The sequence below is a fragment of the Dongia sp. genome, from assembly GCF_041906375.1.
In the GTDB taxonomy this organism is placed as follows: Bacteria; Pseudomonadota; Alphaproteobacteria; order Dongiales; family Dongiaceae; genus Dongia.
The window spans coordinates 114,563-131,553 of record NZ_JAYRJJ010000001.1 but is presented as its reverse complement, the minus strand read 5'-3'; the positions used below and the strand labels follow the sequence as shown (position 1 = coordinate 131,553).

Sequence of the window (16,991 nt, the reverse complement as noted above, 5' to 3'; positions counted from 1 at the left end):
AAGACCTACCGCCGGGTGCGAGCGTAAAGCGCGAGCGCCAGGAGGACGTTGAAGAGCGCCACGCCGACGACAATCCCCAGTGCAGCGTGAGCGCCCCAATATTCGATCATCAGGGCGCCGACGGAAGGTGCTGCGGCCTGGGCCATCAGACTGGGGCGGGCCAGTTTCCCCATGATCGGCGCATAATCGTCAGGCCCGAACAGGACCAGCGGCAAGGTAGCGCGTGCAATGGATTCCAGGCCGATGCCGGCGCCATAGAAGATCAGGGTCAGGAAAACGAAGGGCAAGCCGCCCCATAACAGCCCAAGACCGACCGCCACCGCCGAGACGGAGACCAGCTTGGTCCAGATCGGGTGATGGTATTTCCCGATCAGCATTTCGACGAAGCGCGCGCCGACCTGCGACGGACCGACCAAAGTGCCAAAGGCAACCGCGGCAGCGAGCGTGATATCCCGCGCCTGCAGGATGGTGAGCAGGTGAACCGAGATCACCGTCGATACCGTAGAGCCGATCATGATGGTTGCGGCCAGCAGAATGAAGGTCGAGCGGGTCGATTGCTGTACGGGAACAGCCTCGATGGTCGCTTCGGCGGCATTTGTTGTGCGGTTCTGCCTGGCCGATCCGTGCGGCAGAGCGAAGAGATAGAGCGGCAGGCAAAGACCGAGATGGATCAGCGCATATGTCGCGCAAGCTCCTCGCCAGCCGAGCTCCGAGACCAGAAAGGCCGAAAAGGGCCAGCAGGCGGTGCTGGCGAAGCCGCCGAAGAGGGTCAGGCTCGTGATCATCGGGCGCGCGCCCTCGCCGTAGATATGCCCCAGCGTGGAAAAGGCCGGATCATAGAGCCCGGCCCCCATGCCGAGGCCAATGACCAGCCAGGCCATGAGAAAAATGGGCAAGCTGGATGCAAGGGAAAGGCTGAACAAGCCAACAGCCAGCAGGATTGCACTGACGGCAAGGATCGGACGCCCGCCATATTGCCGTATCTTCCGGCCGATGAAAGGCGACGCGAGACCAGCCGTCAGCAATCCCAGCGAAAGCCCGCCGACGACCCAGGACAAGGACCATCCGGTATCGATGGAGATGGGTTTTGCAAGCACCGCTGGAAGATAATAGGATGAACCCCAAGCGAGGATCTGGGTCACGCCAAGAACCGGTACAACCAGATGCGGCGAGGTCTTTATGCTCGCCGCGCCTGTGATGCCCTTATTCAAGCGGCCTCGCCGCAACCGCATCCGGACTTGCCGGCTGATTTGGCGACGACATCGGCAACACAGCAGGCATTGCTTTCAACCGGGGCCGGCCCGCCGCAGCAACCGACCGCGTCGGCGGCACTGTCGGTCGAACAGATCCCCGTCTCGGGAAGTACAAGATGGACATCGTCCGCAGCCTTCATATCGCCGGCAAGAGCCGCCGCCACGGAGCGCGCCTGTTCATAGCCGGTAAGCAACAGGAAGGTCGGGGCCCGGCCATAGCTTTTGACGCCGATCGTGTAGAAGCCGGGCTCGGGATGCGATGTTTCCCTATGCCCATGCGGCGGCACCGATCCACAGGAATGCAGATTGGGATCGATCAGTGGTCCCAAAGCCTTCACACCCTCCAGCCACGGGTCGAGTTCCAGGCGGAGTTCGCGCGTGATCTCCAGATTGGGCCTCTGTCCAGTTGCCACAATGATCTGGTCGACCGGCGCCAATGCCCGTTCCCCACCGCTTGTGTTTCCGATCAGTTGCAGACTGTCCGCATGTTCGCGAAGGGACGTCGCTGAAAAGCCGGTAACAAGTTCGATTTGGCCCTGCGCGACCAACTGTTTCAGCTTGGTGCCAAGGGCACCACGCGCTTCCAATTCATCGGCCGAGCCGCCGCCATAGATGCGGTTCATGTTCGTGCCGCGCACCACCCAGACCGCCTTCGTGCCCGGTTCGGTTTCCGCCAGCCGGATGAGGTCGAGCAGCACATTGATCGCCGAGTAGCCGCCGCCGACCACGGCCACGCGGCGGCCAGCATAGTCCGCCCTGCCCGCGCCCAGCACATCCGGCATGCCATAGGCGATGCGATCAACGAAGGCTTCTTCTCCCTGGATCTTCAGTCCCGAGGCACCGAGCGGGTTCGGATTCTGCCAGGTGCCGGACGCATCGATGACCGCTCTGGCGAGATCAACTCGCCGTTCGCCCTTCGCCGTTTCGACTCTCAACTCGAAGGGTTTGGTCTCGCGCCCCTTGCTGGTCACCTTATCGAGCCCCGCACGCGAAATTGCGACGATCCTGGCGCCTGTCTCAATATGGCTGCTGAGTTCAGGCAGATCGGCCAAGGGCTGCAGATAGTCGCGTACGAGCTCTTCCCCCGTGGGGAGCGCGTCGGGTCGCTTCAATTTCCAGCCACGGCGCTCCAGCAGCCGGCGAGATGCCGTGTCGACATTCTGCTCCCAGGTCGTAAAGACGCGGACATGGCCCCAACTGAGGATATTGGCACCGACACTCGCGCCGGCCTCGTACAACTTGAAGGCAAGGCCGCGTTCGGCAAGATGCGCCGCGGCAGCAAGACCGATCGGGCCTGCGCCAATGATGGCGACCGGTAGTTTCTCAAGGGAGGTCATCTTGCATCTCCTCTATTTCCAACTTATTCGAAATATCTGGGCAAAAAAAGAGGCCGATCAGGCAGCCTTGCCTTTCGGCTTGCACTTGGCGTCCATGCAGCACTCGTCGACCAGATAGCCAACCAGGCTTTGCATCGTTGGATAGTGGGCATGACATACCAAGGTCGTGCCCTGTCGCTCCTGGTAGATGAGCCCGGCCGACATCAGGTGGCGGATATGATGCGACAGGGTCGAAGCCGCAATCTCCAGTTTCTCCTGGAGATGGCCGCAAGAGAGACCCTCGGCGCCGGCCCGAACCAGGGCGCGATAAAGTTCGAGCCGGATCGGGTTGCCGAGGGACGACAATTGCTGAGCTGCTATTTCGATTTTCATGGAAATAACATGAAGATCCGACGCGCGACCGTCAAGCACAATTTCGAGAATTATCGAAATATTTGCCGGTCACCTCCAATGGTCATGGAATCTTCACATGCGTCGCCTTGACAGGTCACTCACATTTCTATGATTATCGAAATATGGAAACGAAAACTGCTATTTCTGCCCTATCCGCTCTCGCCCAGGAAACGCGCCTGGATGTATTTCGCCTGCTCATGCAATGCCTGCCGGATGGCATGCCGGCTGGCGACCTGGCAGAGAAATTCGGCGTGCCGGCCAGCACCATGTCCACGCATCTCGCCATTCTGACGCGGGCAGGCCTGACGCGGTCTGATCGCGACGGTCGTACCATCTACTACGCAGCCGAATTGGATGGCATCAAGGGCCTGCTCGAATTCCTGGTCAAGGATTGCTGCAACGGCAAGTCCAGGGACTGCAACAAGCTTCTGGCGGCGGCGCTATCGCCCTGCTGTTCCTGAACCATCCGACCTCTGAGGTGCGATATGTCCGAACGCGTCTATAACGTACTCTTTCTTTGTACGGGCAACTCGGCCCGCAGCATTCTGGCTGAGAGTATACTCAGCCGCGAGGGCCAAGGCCGCTTCAGGGCCTTCAGCGCCGGCAGCCAGCCGAAGGGCGAGGTGCATCCATTCGCCATAAGCCTGCTCAAGAAGATGAACCATCCGGTCGAGGAATTGCGTTCCAAGAATTGGGATGAATTCGCCGCCGACGGCGCGCCTGTCATGGATTTCGTCTTTACGGTTTGCGACAACGCGGCCAACGAGGTATGCCCGGTCTGGCCCGGTCAGCCGATGAGCGCCCATTGGGGATTACCGGATCCGGCAGCAGTGGAAGGCAGCGAGGCCGAGCGGCATCTTGCTTTTGCCGACACCTATCGCATGCTGGCCAATCGGATCAGCATCTTTGCCAGCCTACCGATGAAATCGCTGGACAGGCTCAGCCTGCAGCAGCGCCTCAGCGAAATCGGCCGGAACTTCACCCAAACAGCCTGACCCTTCGGGGCAACCGGAAAGTCTGCTTGTGAACCTCTTTGAACGCTATCTGACGCTCTGGGTCGGTCTTTGCATCATCGCTGGAATTGCCCTGGGTCACTTCCTGCCAGCCGCCTTCCAGGCTATTGGGTCGGCCGAAATCGCCAAGGTCAACCTGCCAGTGGCACTCCTGATCTGGCTGATGATCATTCCGATGCTGATGAAGATCGACTTTGCGGCCCTCGGTCGCGTGCGCGAGCATTGGCGCGGCATCGGCGTGACCCTCTTCATCAACTGGGCGGTCAAGCCATTCTCCATGGCGGCCCTCGGCTGGCTCTTCATCGGTTGGCTGTTCCAGCCTTATTTGCCTGCCGATCAGATCGACAGCTACATCGCCGGATTGATTCTGCTGGCGGCGGCGCCCTGCACTGCCATGGTCTTTGTCTGGAGCAACCTGTCCAACGGCGAGCCGCATTTCACGCTGAGCCAGGTGGCGCTCAATGACACCATCATGGTCTTCGCCTTTGCGCCGATCGTCGGGCTGCTCCTTGGCCTGTCGGCGATCACGGTGCCCTGGGATACCCTGCTGCTCTCGGTCGCCCTTTATATCGTCATCCCGGTAGCGATCGCCCAGTTGCTCCGCCGCAGCCTGCTCGGCACCGGCGGCGATTTGGCTTTGCAGCGCATGTTGGCCGTACTTCAGCCGATCTCCCTGCTGGCCCTCTTGACGACGCTGGTTCTGCTGTTCGGCTTCCAGGGTGAGCAGATCATCGCACAGCCGGCGATCATCGCCTTGCTGGCCGTTCCCATCCTCATCCAGGTCTACTTCAACGCCGGCCTCGCCTATCTCCTCAACCGCTGGAGCGGCGAGGCGCATTGCGTGGCGGCACCATCGGCGCTGATCGGTGCCAGCAACTTCTTCGAGCTCGCCGTGGCAGCCGCCATCAGCCTGTTTGGCTTCCATTCGGGCGCCGCACTGGCGACCGTCGTCGGCGTATTGATTGAAGTGCCGGTGATGCTATCCGTCGTAAAGATCGCCAATGCCAGCAAGAATTGGTACGAAGGCGGCCCGGCCGTCAGACGCAATGCGCCCGGGATCTCGCCGCGCAGATAGCTGACGGATATGCCCAACCGCTCAGATGCGATCGCCGAAGCTGTATGAGAGAGAGACGATGCGGCGGGCGCGCTCCAGCACCGGCCGGTCGATCATCATACCGTTCATCTGCACGGCACCACCCTCGCCCGCCAATTCAATGACTTGGCGCGCCCACGTCAGGGCCTGTTGATCGGGCAGGAAAGCCTTCAAGGCTGGCGCGATCTGACGTGGATGAATCATCAGCTTGCCACCAAATCCAAGAGAGATGGCCCGTTCGGCATCGGCCTGCACGACATCTGGATCATCCAGCACGGTGGTCACGCCGTCGATGGGCGCCGCGAGGCCGGCAAGCCGCGACCTGAAAACGATTTCGCTGCGCGCCATCAGCAATGCGTCCCACCCTGGATTGCAGCCAAGATCCACAGCATAGTCGAGGGCACCGAAAGCGACGATCGCTACGCCGGACGCGCCCATGATTTCCGGCAGGCTCGCCAGACCGGCCGCTGTTTCGATCAATGGAATGACCGGCACGATGCGGCCGAGACCTTCATGGACGGCTTTCACATCCACCGCCCCATTCGTCTTCGGCAACATGATTGCCGAAAATGGCACGCTGCCGAGAGCTGCCAGATCCTCGTCGAAGCAGGGGGAATCGCAGGCATTGATGCGGATGATCACCGGCAGGCCGCGAATGTCGTGCTTGCTTAGATTGGCCCGAGCCAAGGCCTTGTGATCCGGCGATACCGCGTCTTCCAGATCAAGGATCACCGCATCGGCGCCACTTTGCGCGGCCTTGGCAAAACGTTCCGGCCGGTCGCCCGGCACGAACAAGGGAACGATCGGGGGGTGGAAGTTGGCTACCATTTGACCTCTCCCTGCATATTGATCGGGCCGCCGGGCACCCTCGTCAGGCAATCCGCTTTCTCTCCATCAAATGCAGCCCGCACCTCGAAGGCCTTGCCAGCAACCAACGGCGCCAGGCCCCGATAGCTGAAATGACGCGGTGGAACCCGGCGCTGAGATGCTGCCAGATTGAGCATCAAGGTCGCCTGAATGGGCCCATGGACGACCAGCCCCGCATAGCCCTCAACGGCTGTTGCATAGGGCTGGTCGTAATGGATGCGGTGGCCATTAAAAGTGATGGCGGAATAGCGGAACAGCATGGTCGTGGTCGGGTCGATCAGCCAGGATTCATGGCTTCCGCCCAGGGCCGGCTCTGCCATTGCCAAAGGAAGCGATGCTTCAGGTGACTTGGCGGCTGAGGACGGGGCCTCGCGGTAGACGATATTGTGCTGCTCCGAGATAGCAAGGCCGCGGTCCGAGAAATATTCGTGCTGTACGCCGACAAAGCACAGCGCGCCGCTGCGGCCTTGCTTGAAATCGATGCTGGCGACGGTGGAGCGGCGACGGACATGATCGCCGCTGCGCAACGGCGCCAGAAAATCGACATGACCGCCGGCCCACATCCGACGCGGCAACGGCACGGGCGGCAGGAACCCGCCTTTGGCTGGATGCCCGTCAGGGCCCAAATCATTTGAGGGCACCAGAAACGGCGACAGGCACCAGTGAAAACCAAGCGGCACTTCCTGATCCGGCAGTTTGGCGAGATAAGGATCGAACGTCACCCGATACTCGTTCAGGAGGCGCGGGGTGATGATGTCCGTTTCCTCGACGGATCTGCCGATCCAGGGCGTGAAATCAATGCTGTCCAATGACATGTCGTAGCGTCCCCATACTTCTCAGAACGACCGCGGCAATTGCAGCACATGTTCCGAGAGATAAGAGAGGATGAGATTCGTTGAAATCGGTGCCACCTGATAGAGCCGGGTTTCGCGGAACTTGCGCTCGACATCATACTCCTCGGCAAAGCCAAAGCCGCCGAAAGTCTGGATGCAGGCGTTGGCTGCCTCAAACGAGGCATCTGCCGCCAGCATCTTGGCCATATTGGCTTCGGCGCCGCAATTGGCACCGGCTTCATAGAGGCGGATGCCCTCATGGACCATCAATTCTGCCGCCCGCATATTGGCGTAGGCACGCGCCAGTGGGAATTGAATGCCCTGGTTCTGACCGATCGGCCGGCCAAACAGGGTGCGCTCCCGCGCATAGGCAGTCGCCTTGTCGAGGAACCACTTGGCATCGCCGATGCATTCGGCTGCAATCAGCAGGCGTTCCGCATTCATGCCGGAAAGGATGTAGCGAAACCCTTTCCCCTCCTCGCCCACCAGATTGGAGGTCGGCACGCGGACATTGTCGAAGAAGACTTCGGTGGTCGAATGATTCATCATCGTTCGGATCGGGCGGATCGTCAGGCCCTGATGCCGCGCCGTGCGCATATCGAGAATGAAAACCGAAAGTCCGTCTGTGCGTTTTTCCACCTTGTCCTTTGGCGTCGTCCGCGCCAGCAGCAGCATCAGATCGGAATACTCGGCACGGCTGGTCCAGATCTTCTGGCCATTGATGACATAGTGGTCGCCGTCGCGAACGGCGGTCGTGCGCAGGGAGGTGGTGTCCGATCCGCTGGTCGGTTCCGTCACGCCGAAGGCTTGCAACCGCAATTCACCCGCGGCGATAGGGGGCAGATAGGCCGCCTTCTGTGCGTCCGACCCGTGCCGCAGGACAGTCCCCATGATGTACATCTGGGCATGGCATGTGGCGCCATTGCAGCCGGCGTGCTGAATTTCCTCCAGGATCGCGGCCGCCGCGGAAAGCGGCAGGCCGGCGCCGCCGAACTCCTCCGGAATGAGCGCTGCGAGGAAGCCCGATTCCGTCAAGGCACCGATGAATTCCTTCGGATAAGCCGCTTCGCGATCCAGGCGCCGCCAGTATTCGCCCGGAAACTGTTCGCACAGCTTGCGGACGGAAGCGCGAATGTCACTGTGATTTGCTTCGTTCTGTACCAAGAGAGAGACCCTTTGAATGTGCGGCCGGTGGCGAGACAGCGGCGAGCTAGACGATCAGTTCTTCCAGCCGCAGCTGCCGGACAGGGCGGTCGTCAACCAGGCCAAAAACTGCTTCGATGAAGGTCTCGGCCCGCACAAGGGAAATGCCAGCCGTCTCCATCAGGCCCAGCGCCTTCTCCTTGAGATCGGCTGGCGTGACTGGATTGCCCGGATCTCCCTTGCATTCGCGGCGCGCCGTCCGGAGACGCTGGCCATCGGCCGTTTCGACGCTGACAATTGTGCCCCAGGAATCCGGATAGGCGGCATCGACTTGCGCATCGGCATGCAACGTCACCCGGCTGCGCAGATCCTTGACCGAGTCACGCCCTGCTGGTTCGAAAGATGACGGATCGACCTTGCCGGTCGCCAAGGCAACCGCCACGCAATGCTGCAGGGAAAAGCGGGCGCCGTAAGGCTCGGTCGGCTCCGGGCGATCGCAGACATCAATGGCCGCCTGATAGGTGCCAACCTCGATCCGGGCCAATTCCCGCCCGCCGAGTTCGTGGTGGAGAGCAATGGCAGCATCGATCGTGGGGTGCGTATGCCGGCAGCAGGGCCAGGGCTTGATCGAAGTCTGCACCAATTGCCAATCTGCCGCCGGGTCGCGCAGCACCGCATCCGGATCCGGATCGGGACACAGCCCCTTGAAGAACCCCTTCTCGCCTTCAAGAATGCGGGCCGGTCCGGTAAATCCTTCTTTCGCCAGGCGCGCCGCCATCAATCCGGCCTGGGCACCGCGTGCCGTATGGAGATGCTTGCTCATGGCACCGGCGGCGAGGAATTCCCACAGACCGGCAGATTGGGTGCCGGCATTGCCGAGCGCCCAGACGGCCTGTTCACGGTTGAGTTCGGCCAGTTGTGCCACGGCCATCGCCGACCCGAAAGGGCCACAGGTCGCGGTATTGTGCCAGACTCGGTAATGCTCTTTCCCGACCGCCATGCCGATTCGGCAACAGGCCTCATAGCCGGCAAGAACTGCGCGCAGGAATGCTTGCCCGTTCATGTCCCAGAGATGCGCATAGGCCCAGGCTGCCGGGATGACGACGCTGCCCGGATGCGTCACCGACGCCCGGTGGAGGTCGTCCATCTCCAGGATATGCGACACGCCGCCCAGATAGAATGACATCTTGTCGACGTCATCGAGCTTGAGCGGGGAAACCTTGGCAAGCATTTTTGCCGGCACCGCTTTGCGGGCACCGATGGCGCAGGCCAGTGTATCGAGGACGAACAAGGCCGCCTGATCGAGATCGCCAGCCTTGATCGGCTTGCTCCTGATCAGGTCGACAAGACCTTCCGTCAGTGTCATTGCGTCGCTCATGATGCGTTCACCGCAGCAGCCGGAGTGAACTCGCGCCGCAAGGGCAAATCATGCTCGCCAAGTTCCGGTACACGGCCCAATTCAGGCCTGCCGCCATCGACGATCACCGGTGGCGCCAGCACCTCGATCTCGCCGGCCGGCGTTGCAATCGGCAGGAAAGTGGCACTTTCATGCTTCAGAAGATCGCTCATGGTCGACACCATGCCGAAGGCGATCTTCGCTTCCGCCAGTTTCTCCGTCACATGCTCAGCCGATTGCGACGACAGGATTTCCTGGATACGGCTATCAAGGTCCGTCCGATTGCGCACGCGCTTGACGTTGCTGTCAAATCGGTCGTCCCGGTAGAGCGCTTCGTCCCCCAGCACCTCAAGGCAAAACGTCTTCCATTCCCGCTCGCTCTGGATCGACAGCAGGATATTGCCGTTCTGAAGATGAAAGCTGCCATAAGGTGCGATCGACGGATGCGCCAGGCCAAGGCGTGACGGTTCGCGCCCGCCATAGCGCCTGGTGAGATAGGGCACATTCATATAGTCTGCAATCGTATCGAACAGCGACACCTGCAGATGCGATCCCTGGCCGGTATGGCCGCGCTTGATCAGCGCCTCCAATATCGCGGCATAGGCAGCTTGCCCGGTCGTAATATCACAGATCGAAATGCCCACGCGGCTGGGGCCAGAAAGATCGGTGCCCGTAACATAAGCGAGACCAACTTCAGCCTGCACCAGCAGATCATAGGCTTTCCTGAAATAGCTCGGCGTCCCTGGCGCATAGCCGCTGACGTCGCAGACGATGAGACGCGGAAAGCGCGTGCGCAGATCCTGGCTGCCAAGGCCAAGCCGGTCGGTAGCGCCGGGCGCCAAATTCTGGATGAAGACATCTGCCTTGGCGATCATCGCCTCGACCAAGGCGAGGTCCTCTGGCCTGGTAAGGTCGACGCGACATGATTCCTTGCCGCGGTTCATCCACACGAAATACGATGACTGACCCAGCGCGTAATCATCATAGCCGCGCGCGAAATCGCCTTCTGGACGTTCCAGCTTGATCACCCGCGCACCGGCATCCGCCAGGCGCGAGGTCGCAATCGGGGCTGCAACCGCCTGTTCCAGCGCAACGACAAGTACGTCTTTCAGAGCGTGAGTCATACTAGATCCGGGTACCATTTTCGCTCCTGAAACTCGCTGATCCGCCCATGAAGTCAAATAGGATTTCGCGATAAAACATATATGGAAACGTTAACTCGATAACCCCGGCGCCATAGCGCTCTGCTCTAGCGGGCATAGCAATTTGTTCATTGTCGCCACGCGCCGATGCGGTCCATTCTGTCGCCCGTCTCTTAAGACCAACAAGCATCGAGACAGGTCCGGCAGCGTAGAAGCGCTGCAGCAATTGCTTCGATCATCGAGGAAACATCCATGAAACAACACTTCATCAACGGCACCAGCCTTGCCAGCGCCGATGGCGAGAGCATGCCCGTCCTGGCGCCTGCGACCGGGGAGGTCATCGAAACCATCAGCTGCGGCAAGGAAGCCGATATCGACCGCGCCGTTGCTGCCGCGCGCGGCGCATTCGACGGCGCCTGGGGCCGCCTGACGGCGACCGAACGCGGCCGCCTTCTCACGCGCCTGGGCGAGCGCATTCTTGATCATCTCGACGAACTCGCCCGCACTGAGGCGGCGGATACCGGCAAGCCGATGACGACGGCGCGCGTCGATATCGAGACGACGGCGCGCTATTTCGAATTCTACGGCACCGCCGCCGACAAGGTGCATGGCGAGGTCATTCCGTTCATGGCCGGCTATACCGTGACAGTGGTTCACGAGCCCTTTGGCGTTACCGGCCATATCCTGCCTTGGAACTATCCGGCGCAGATGTTCGGTCGCTCGCTGGCGCCGTCGCTCGCCATGGGCAACGCGGTCGTGCTGAAACCGGCTGAAGACGGATGCCTTTCGGCGCTGCGAATTGCGGAACTGGCGACCGAAATCGGATTCCCGGATGGCGCCATTAACATCGTGACCGGGCGCGGCAGCGAAGCTGGCGCGGCGCTTGCCGGCCATCCCGGCATCGGCTTTCTTTCCTTCACCGGTTCGCCCGAAATCGGCCGGCTGGTGCAGCAGGCGGCCGCCAACAATTACGTGCCCTGCACCTTGGAGCTGGGCGGCAAGTCGCCCCAGATCGTCTTCGATGACGCCGATTTCGACGCCGCGATCCCGGTTGTCTGCAAGGCCATTGTGCAGAACACCGGCCAGACCTGTTCGGCCGGCAGCCGGGTGCTGGTGCAAGAGAGCATCTACGACCGATTCATAAGCGCACTCGCCGAGAGGTTCACGCAATTGCGCGCCGGCACGCCGGAAATGGATCTCGATTGCGGACCCGTCATCAATGCCAAACAACAGCAGCGCGTCCAGCGCTTCATCGATCTCGCCCGCCAGGACGGCATCGCCGTGATTGCCGAGGGCAGCATCGCCGCTGACGCACCCAAGGGTGGTTTCTACATCAAACCGACCTTGTTCGGCCCGGTGCCGAGGGCCAATCGGCTGGCCTGCGATGAGGTATTCGGTCCGGTCCTCGCCGCCCTGCCGTTCAAGGATGAGGCTGATGCCGTGGCTCTTGCCAATGGCACCGACTACGGCCTCCTCGCCGGCGTCTGGACCCGCGATGGGGGTCGCCAGCAGCGCATGGCCAGGAAAGTCCGCGCCGGCCAAGTCTATATCAACGGTTATGGCGCCGGTGGTGGCGTCGAACTTCCTTTCGGCGGCATCGGCAAGAGCGGACATGGCCGCGAGAAGGGTTTCCTGGCACTGCATGAATTCGCCGCCACCAAGACGATCGTCAATCGCCACGGCTGAGCCACGGCACGGGAGCGGCCGGATGTGCCGCTCCCCTTTCATCAGTGCACCGCGGCATACATGATGTTTTCTTCGGTCGCTTCCTCAACGGCGAATTCCTCCACGATGCGACCTTGGCGCGACACGAGGATGCGGTCCGCGAGGTTGAGGATTTCCGGTAGGTAAGACGAAATTACGACGACAGCGATGCCCGATTCCGCCAGATCCTTGATGATCTGGTGGAGTTCGGCAATGGCGCCCACGTCGACGCCGCGGGTCGGTTCATCAAAGATGACGACGCGCGGCTTTTGCACCAGCGAGCGTGCAATCACCACTTTCTGCTGATTGCCGCCGGAGAGCTCGATGACCCGGGCAGAACTGTCGATCGCCCGCACTTTCAAGGTTGCCGTCCAATCCTTGGCAAGATTGAGCATTTCCGAGCGGCTGACGATCATGCTTTTGTTGAGGTCGGCGGACAGCAGGCTAGTATAGATGTTCTCAGCAATCGACATGGTTTCGAAGAAACCCTCGATCTTGCGATCTTCGGTCACATAGACGATACCGCTCTTGACCGCCGGGCGCGGGACACGGAAGCGCACGGCCTTTCCATCCAGTCGCACCTCACCGCCGTGGAACAGGTCGCGTTTGACGACGCCGGCGATGATCTTGGCTGTTTCCGTGCGGCCTGAACCGATGAGACCGAAAATGCCGGTGATCTGCCCGCTATAGATGGAGAAGGAGGTGTTGCGCACCATGCGCCCCATCGACAGGTTCTGGATACTCAGTACCTTGCGACCATAGGGCCGCGCCTGCCGCTTGCCGGCACCGCCACCATAGAGTTCGTCGGACAATGTGCGCCCGACCATGGCGCGAATGATCATGTCACGGTCGAATTTCTTGGCATCATCGGTGATGATATGCTGCCCGTCGCGCAGAATGGTGATGCGATCTGAGATCGCCAACGCCTCTTCCAGCGCGTGGGAGATGAAAATGATCGAGACGCCGCTCTTCTTCAGCCGATCGACCAGCGCGAAAAAATGATGTTTCTCTTCCGGCGTCAGCGTGGCCGTCGGCTCATCGAAGATGATGACCTTGGCCTTGTGATGAACGGCACGGGCGATTTCGACCATCTGCTTCTGCGCCGCACCCAGCGCCGAGACGTTCATGGTCGGGTCGACGGCGAAATTCAAGGATTGCAGGAACTGCTGGGCCGCGATGTAGATGCCGCGCAACCGGTTGAGAAACTTTTCATTCCCCAGATAGATATTCTGCGCAACAGTAAGTGAGGGAATAAGGCTGGTTTCCTGGAAGACCATGGCAATGCCATGGCGAAGTGCTTCCGCCGGGTTGGCGAAGGAAACAGCGCGACCGCCGAACATCATCTCGCCCTTGGTGATCTCAGTAACACCGGCGATCATCTTGGTAAGAGTCGATTTTCCCGCACCGTTTTCACCGAGGAGCGCATGCACCTCGCCTGGCATCAGCGAAAAGCTCACCTCCCGCAGGGCCGGAACACCATGGTATTCCTTGGAAACAGCCTTCATCTCAAGCAAGGGCTGCATATTCATGGCTGCACCGCCGCAACATCACATTTCAGCACTTCGTCGCCGCCTTTGCTCGACAACCACAGGGCGCCGCCCATTTCCACCGCGCTGGTGATACCGTGGCGTCGGCCGGCGGCACGGCTGTGCAGGCTACGAAGCGCTTCAAACTGGTGGTCGAGTTCGACGACCAGGCCATAGGAGCGTGTCGGTGCCCAGGGTTTGAGAATACCCATCTGCTTGAGCGCGCCACCCTGCATCGGTTCCTGGAAAGAGATGCCGCTGCGCAAGGCCGGGGCGATCCACAGTTCCGCCGGCACCTCAGCCATCATGGCATTGCGGTATTTTCGTTCCCGCAACACGAATTCGATCAATTGGCTGCGCGGCGCAAAGACAGTGAGCCAGGCTCCGCCCCGACTGGAGGGACAGATACGGGACGGATAGCCCGGAAGGTCATCAAGCACCGCCTCGGAGCGGCCATTGTTGAGATCAATCCGCAGCAATCGTTTCCCCCAGCTTTCGCTGACCACAGCATGGCGTGCGCCGGGTTCGACGAAGATGCCGTTTGGATAGGCCAGATTGCCGGCGATCTTTTTGGCGACGCCAGTCGCGATATCGAAGCGCCAGAGCGACCCAGAGCGCCCGCCTATGAGCAAGTCGCGCTGCCATGCGGCGATCGGATTCTCGTCAGAGCCGATACAGACCAGCAAGGTATCAGGATCAAGGAATGCCATCGCCGTAACACAGGCCAGCGGCTGTTCTCCGGCTTTGCCAAGCACGCGCTCCGCCGCACCCCCTATACACCTGATTTTGCCGCTGCCGGTGGCGACGGCCAGCAGTTCTTGACCGCTCGTCGCCATGGCCGTGACCAGCCCATCGAAGCGTTGCAGGACCTCGGACTGGCGGGTCACCGGGTCGATCCGGAGCAATTCGGCCCCGCTGGAACAGATAAGTGCGCCATCGTGGACCAGCAGATTGTCGGGCTCGGTCAACATGACGACGGACTGTGCTTCGTCGAGCAGATTGTTCGGCTTCAGCGCGCCGTCCATGGGCGGCACAGTCACCGAGGCATCGCCGCGTCCGAGGAAGCGGTCTAAACAGGCGTTGAGAGCTTGGCCGATCATGCCTGCCCCCAATAAGTCTGCGGGCCGGTCCAATTGGGATCGGCATCAGGCAGGCGGTAGCGGCCGATCCGATTGTTGGCGATACCACCGAGATAAAGCCAGCCGCGATGCTCGCGCATCGAGGTGATCATCGGATGATTGGCACCGCCGATATCCCAAAGCGATTCCAACACCTCGCCCTTGTCATTGAAGCGGACGACGCAGCCGGTATTGAGGTTGGGATAAAGCCATTCATCTGGCGCAATCCGACGCGCCATGCGCCGACGAAAATCCGGCATGCGCAGGGCGACGTCCAAGGCCGGAGAGCGCATGCCGAGCAGGGCCAACCAATAGGTACCGTCGGAGCCACGGTTGATGTTGTCCGGATAGCCCGGCAGATTGTCGAGCACCACTTCGACCTTGCCCGCCTTCGGCCCATCGAACCAGTAGCGGCTGACCCGGCAGGCCCAGCTTTCTGCAAACAGGATCGATTGCTTGTCATAGGACAGACAAATACCGTTGGGGAAGATCAGTCCGCGCAGGACTGTCTTCGTCTGGCCGTGGCGCGGGTCGTAGCAAATGATGCGGCCATTGCCACGGCTTTCCAGCGCATCGACCGGCCAGCTATGCATTTCATAGCGGATGGTCGCTTCGCTGAAAAAGATGCGGCCGTCAGGCGCGATGTCGAGATCGTCGGCGAGGCGCAGTCGCGAGTCGTCGATGATGGAAAGGAGCGAGCGGTTCGTCTCGTCGGTGACCTTACTGACCGTCCGGTCACGCGCCACCTTGTAAAGACCCATTCCACCCACACAAACAAGCAGGTTCTGATCGCGATCGATCGACATGCCGAGCGGCTGGCCGCCGATATGCGCATAGATCTCATGCTTCTCGTAGGTCGGCGCAAAGAAGCGGACGATGTCGCCATGCCGGGTGCCGCAATAGAGATTGTCATCGGCATCGAGGATCACGTCCTCGGGTGCCTCGACCTGCCCCAGGCCAATGATTTCAACCTGGCGCAGCCGATCATTGACCGCAAAGGGCGATCCGGATCCAGGCACGGTGGAGGCCGGCTTGGGCAATTCGATATAGGCCGGCGAGACATAGACCTTGGACAGAATCTTGTCCCGATTCTTCAACCACCTGACATCGACGAAAACGGCGAAGATCAGTGTCAGCCCCAGGACCATCGGGCCTGACCCGCTGTTGAGGCCGAGCCGGATGACACCATTGGTCATCAACAGCACCGTGACGGCGCCGATCATCGCCTTGGCGATCGATCCGCGACCGCCGCCCAGGCTGTTGCCACCCAGAACCACGGCCGTGAGCGCCGCAATTTCAAGGCCCATGCCGGTATCCGTGCCGGCACCGCCCAGACGTGCCGCGTAGAGGAGCCCGCCGAGGCCGCACAGCATGCCGGAAATCACGTAGGTGGCGCAGACGGTGCGACGCACCGAGATGCCGATATTATGCGCTGAGCGCCGAGACCCGCCGATGGCCATGGCGCGCCAGCCGGGCCGGCTGCGCGTGAGCAGGATATGGCCGATGAGAGCAAGGACGACCAGGACGACGAAGCTGAATGGGAAGCCCAGAATGCTGCCCATGCCCATATAGTCCCAGGTATCGGACTGAACGAAGGCCACGGACATGTCCTGAGCATAGCGCAGCAGCAACATGTCGACGATGGCGCGAACGATGATGAGCGTTACCAATGTCGTGAGGAAGGCACGCAGACGCAGATAGCCGACCAGAATGCCGTTGACCAAGCCGACCGTGCCACAGATGAGGATGACAACGGGAATGACGAAGCCGATCGGCCAGCCGGCCAGATTGAGCAGGGCCAGGGCCACGAAATTTCCCAGCGCGAAATTGGAACCGACGCTGAGGTCGATGCCACCGCCAATCAGAACCGTCATCATCGCGAGGCAGACCAGGGCGAATTCGCCGAGCTGGCGTGCATTGATGGCGAGATTGCCGGCCGTGAAGAAATTGGGAATGAGGCTGCCGAAGACGGCGATCACCAGCAAAAGAACCATAAATGGAATCGCGTTATCGATCCATTTCTTCGACAGAATTTCACCGATGATATGGTCCGGGACCAGGCGATAGCGCCATTTCACCAGACTGCTGGAAGCGGCCAAAGCGGACTTTCCCTTGTTCTTCTGACGGTAGCAATGCGAGATAGAAAAGTGGGGCGGCCGTCAGGGACGGCCGC

At 60.8% G+C, this 16,991-nt stretch carries 15 protein-coding genes; 4 read left to right on the top strand and 11 right to left on the bottom strand.

Going from position 1 to position 16,991, the window contains the following annotated elements; translation table 11 throughout:
- Window positions 1-5: 5 nt before the first annotated feature.
- Genes ACE3OA_RS00620 through ACE3OA_RS00610 form a run of 3 tightly spaced genes read right to left on the bottom strand, consistent with a single transcriptional unit; the run spans window position 6 to window position 2,962 of the window.
- Complete coding sequence (locus ACE3OA_RS00620; protein ID WP_374306701.1) at window positions 6-1,211, bottom strand: MFS transporter; 1,206 nt, start codon at window positions 1,209-1,211, stop codon at window positions 6-8.
- The gene (locus tag ACE3OA_RS00615) at window positions 1,208-2,590 is read right to left on the bottom strand and encodes an NAD(P)-binding domain-containing protein (RefSeq protein ID WP_374306699.1); all 1,383 of its coding nucleotides are present in this window, start codon (window positions 2,588-2,590) and stop codon (window positions 1,208-1,210) included. Before ACE3OA_RS00615 ends, ACE3OA_RS00620 begins: the two co-directional genes overlap by 4 nt.
- Window positions 2,591-2,647: 57 nt before the next feature.
- On the bottom strand, window positions 2,648-2,962 hold the full coding sequence (locus ACE3OA_RS00610) for an ArsR/SmtB family transcription factor (protein WP_374306696.1): 315 nt from the start codon (window positions 2,960-2,962) through the stop codon (window positions 2,648-2,650).
- A gap of 143 nt (window positions 2,963-3,105) precedes the next feature.
- Here ACE3OA_RS00610 and ACE3OA_RS00605 point away from each other — a divergent pair, with 143 nt between their 5' ends.
- Genes ACE3OA_RS00605 through arsB form a run of 3 tightly spaced genes read left to right on the top strand, consistent with a single transcriptional unit; the run spans window position 3,106 to window position 5,071 of the window.
- Window positions 3,106-3,444: an ArsR/SmtB family transcription factor gene (locus ACE3OA_RS00605; RefSeq protein WP_374306694.1), complete on the top strand. Its 339-nt coding sequence runs from the start codon at window positions 3,106-3,108 to the stop codon at window positions 3,442-3,444.
- 24 nt (window positions 3,445-3,468) lie between these two features.
- Window positions 3,469-3,978 (top strand): arsenate reductase ArsC, encoded by a 510-nt coding sequence (locus tag ACE3OA_RS00600; protein WP_374306692.1) that lies wholly within the window; start codon window positions 3,469-3,471, stop codon window positions 3,976-3,978.
- Between the two features lie 28 nt (window positions 3,979-4,006).
- Window positions 4,007-5,071 (top strand): ACR3 family arsenite efflux transporter, encoded by a 1,065-nt coding sequence (gene arsB, locus ACE3OA_RS00595; protein ID WP_374306690.1) that lies wholly within the window; start codon window positions 4,007-4,009, stop codon window positions 5,069-5,071.
- Between the two features lie 21 nt (window positions 5,072-5,092).
- On the opposite strand, the gene ACE3OA_RS00590 is transcribed toward arsB, so the two are convergent.
- Genes ACE3OA_RS00590 through ACE3OA_RS00570 form a run of 5 tightly spaced genes read right to left on the bottom strand, consistent with a single transcriptional unit; the run spans window position 5,093 to window position 10,452 of the window.
- Window positions 5,093-5,917, bottom strand: a complete 825-nt coding sequence (locus ACE3OA_RS00590; protein ID WP_374306688.1) for a CoA ester lyase — start codon at window positions 5,915-5,917, stop codon at window positions 5,093-5,095.
- Entirely contained in the window at window positions 5,911-6,771 is an 861-nt protein-coding gene (locus ACE3OA_RS00585) for a MaoC family dehydratase N-terminal domain-containing protein (protein WP_374306686.1), read from the bottom strand. Before ACE3OA_RS00585 ends, ACE3OA_RS00590 begins: the two co-directional genes overlap by 7 nt.
- A 21-nt stretch (window positions 6,772-6,792) precedes the next feature.
- The gene (locus ACE3OA_RS00580) at window positions 6,793-7,953 is read right to left on the bottom strand and encodes an acyl-CoA dehydrogenase family protein (RefSeq protein WP_374306684.1); all 1,161 of its coding nucleotides are present in this window, start codon (window positions 7,951-7,953) and stop codon (window positions 6,793-6,795) included.
- Window positions 7,954-7,999: 46 nt separating this feature from the next.
- Window positions 8,000-9,310, bottom strand: coding sequence for an MmgE/PrpD family protein (locus ACE3OA_RS00575; protein WP_374306682.1), 1,311 nt, complete (start codon window positions 9,308-9,310; stop codon window positions 8,000-8,002).
- Window positions 9,307-10,452, bottom strand: coding sequence for a CaiB/BaiF CoA transferase family protein (locus ACE3OA_RS00570; protein WP_374306680.1), 1,146 nt, complete (start codon window positions 10,450-10,452; stop codon window positions 9,307-9,309). Before ACE3OA_RS00570 ends, ACE3OA_RS00575 begins: the two co-directional genes overlap by 4 nt.
- Window positions 10,453-10,722: 270 nt before the next feature.
- Between ACE3OA_RS00570 and ACE3OA_RS00565 the strand changes: the two genes are divergently transcribed.
- Entirely contained in the window at window positions 10,723-12,156 is a 1,434-nt protein-coding gene (locus ACE3OA_RS00565; RefSeq protein ID WP_374306678.1) for an aldehyde dehydrogenase family protein, read from the top strand.
- Window positions 12,157-12,197: 41 nt separating this feature from the next.
- Here ACE3OA_RS00565 and ACE3OA_RS00560 read toward each other — a convergent pair whose 3' ends face one another.
- From ACE3OA_RS00560 to ACE3OA_RS00550, 3 genes are read right to left on the bottom strand one after another with little or no spacing between them, the layout of a single operon-like run.
- Complete coding sequence (locus ACE3OA_RS00560; protein ID WP_374306676.1) at window positions 12,198-13,703, bottom strand: sugar ABC transporter ATP-binding protein; 1,506 nt, start codon at window positions 13,701-13,703, stop codon at window positions 12,198-12,200.
- Window positions 13,700-14,800 carry a hypothetical protein gene (locus ACE3OA_RS00555; RefSeq protein WP_374306674.1) on the bottom strand — a complete coding sequence of 367 codons (1,101 nt, stop codon included), beginning with the start codon at window positions 14,798-14,800 and terminating at the stop codon, window positions 13,700-13,702. Before ACE3OA_RS00555 ends, ACE3OA_RS00560 begins: the two co-directional genes overlap by 4 nt.
- Window positions 14,797-16,917, bottom strand: a complete 2,121-nt coding sequence (locus tag ACE3OA_RS00550) for an ABC transporter permease (RefSeq protein ID WP_374306672.1) — start codon at window positions 16,915-16,917, stop codon at window positions 14,797-14,799. Before ACE3OA_RS00550 ends, ACE3OA_RS00555 begins: the two co-directional genes overlap by 4 nt.
- Window positions 16,918-16,991: the final 74 nt, after the last annotated feature.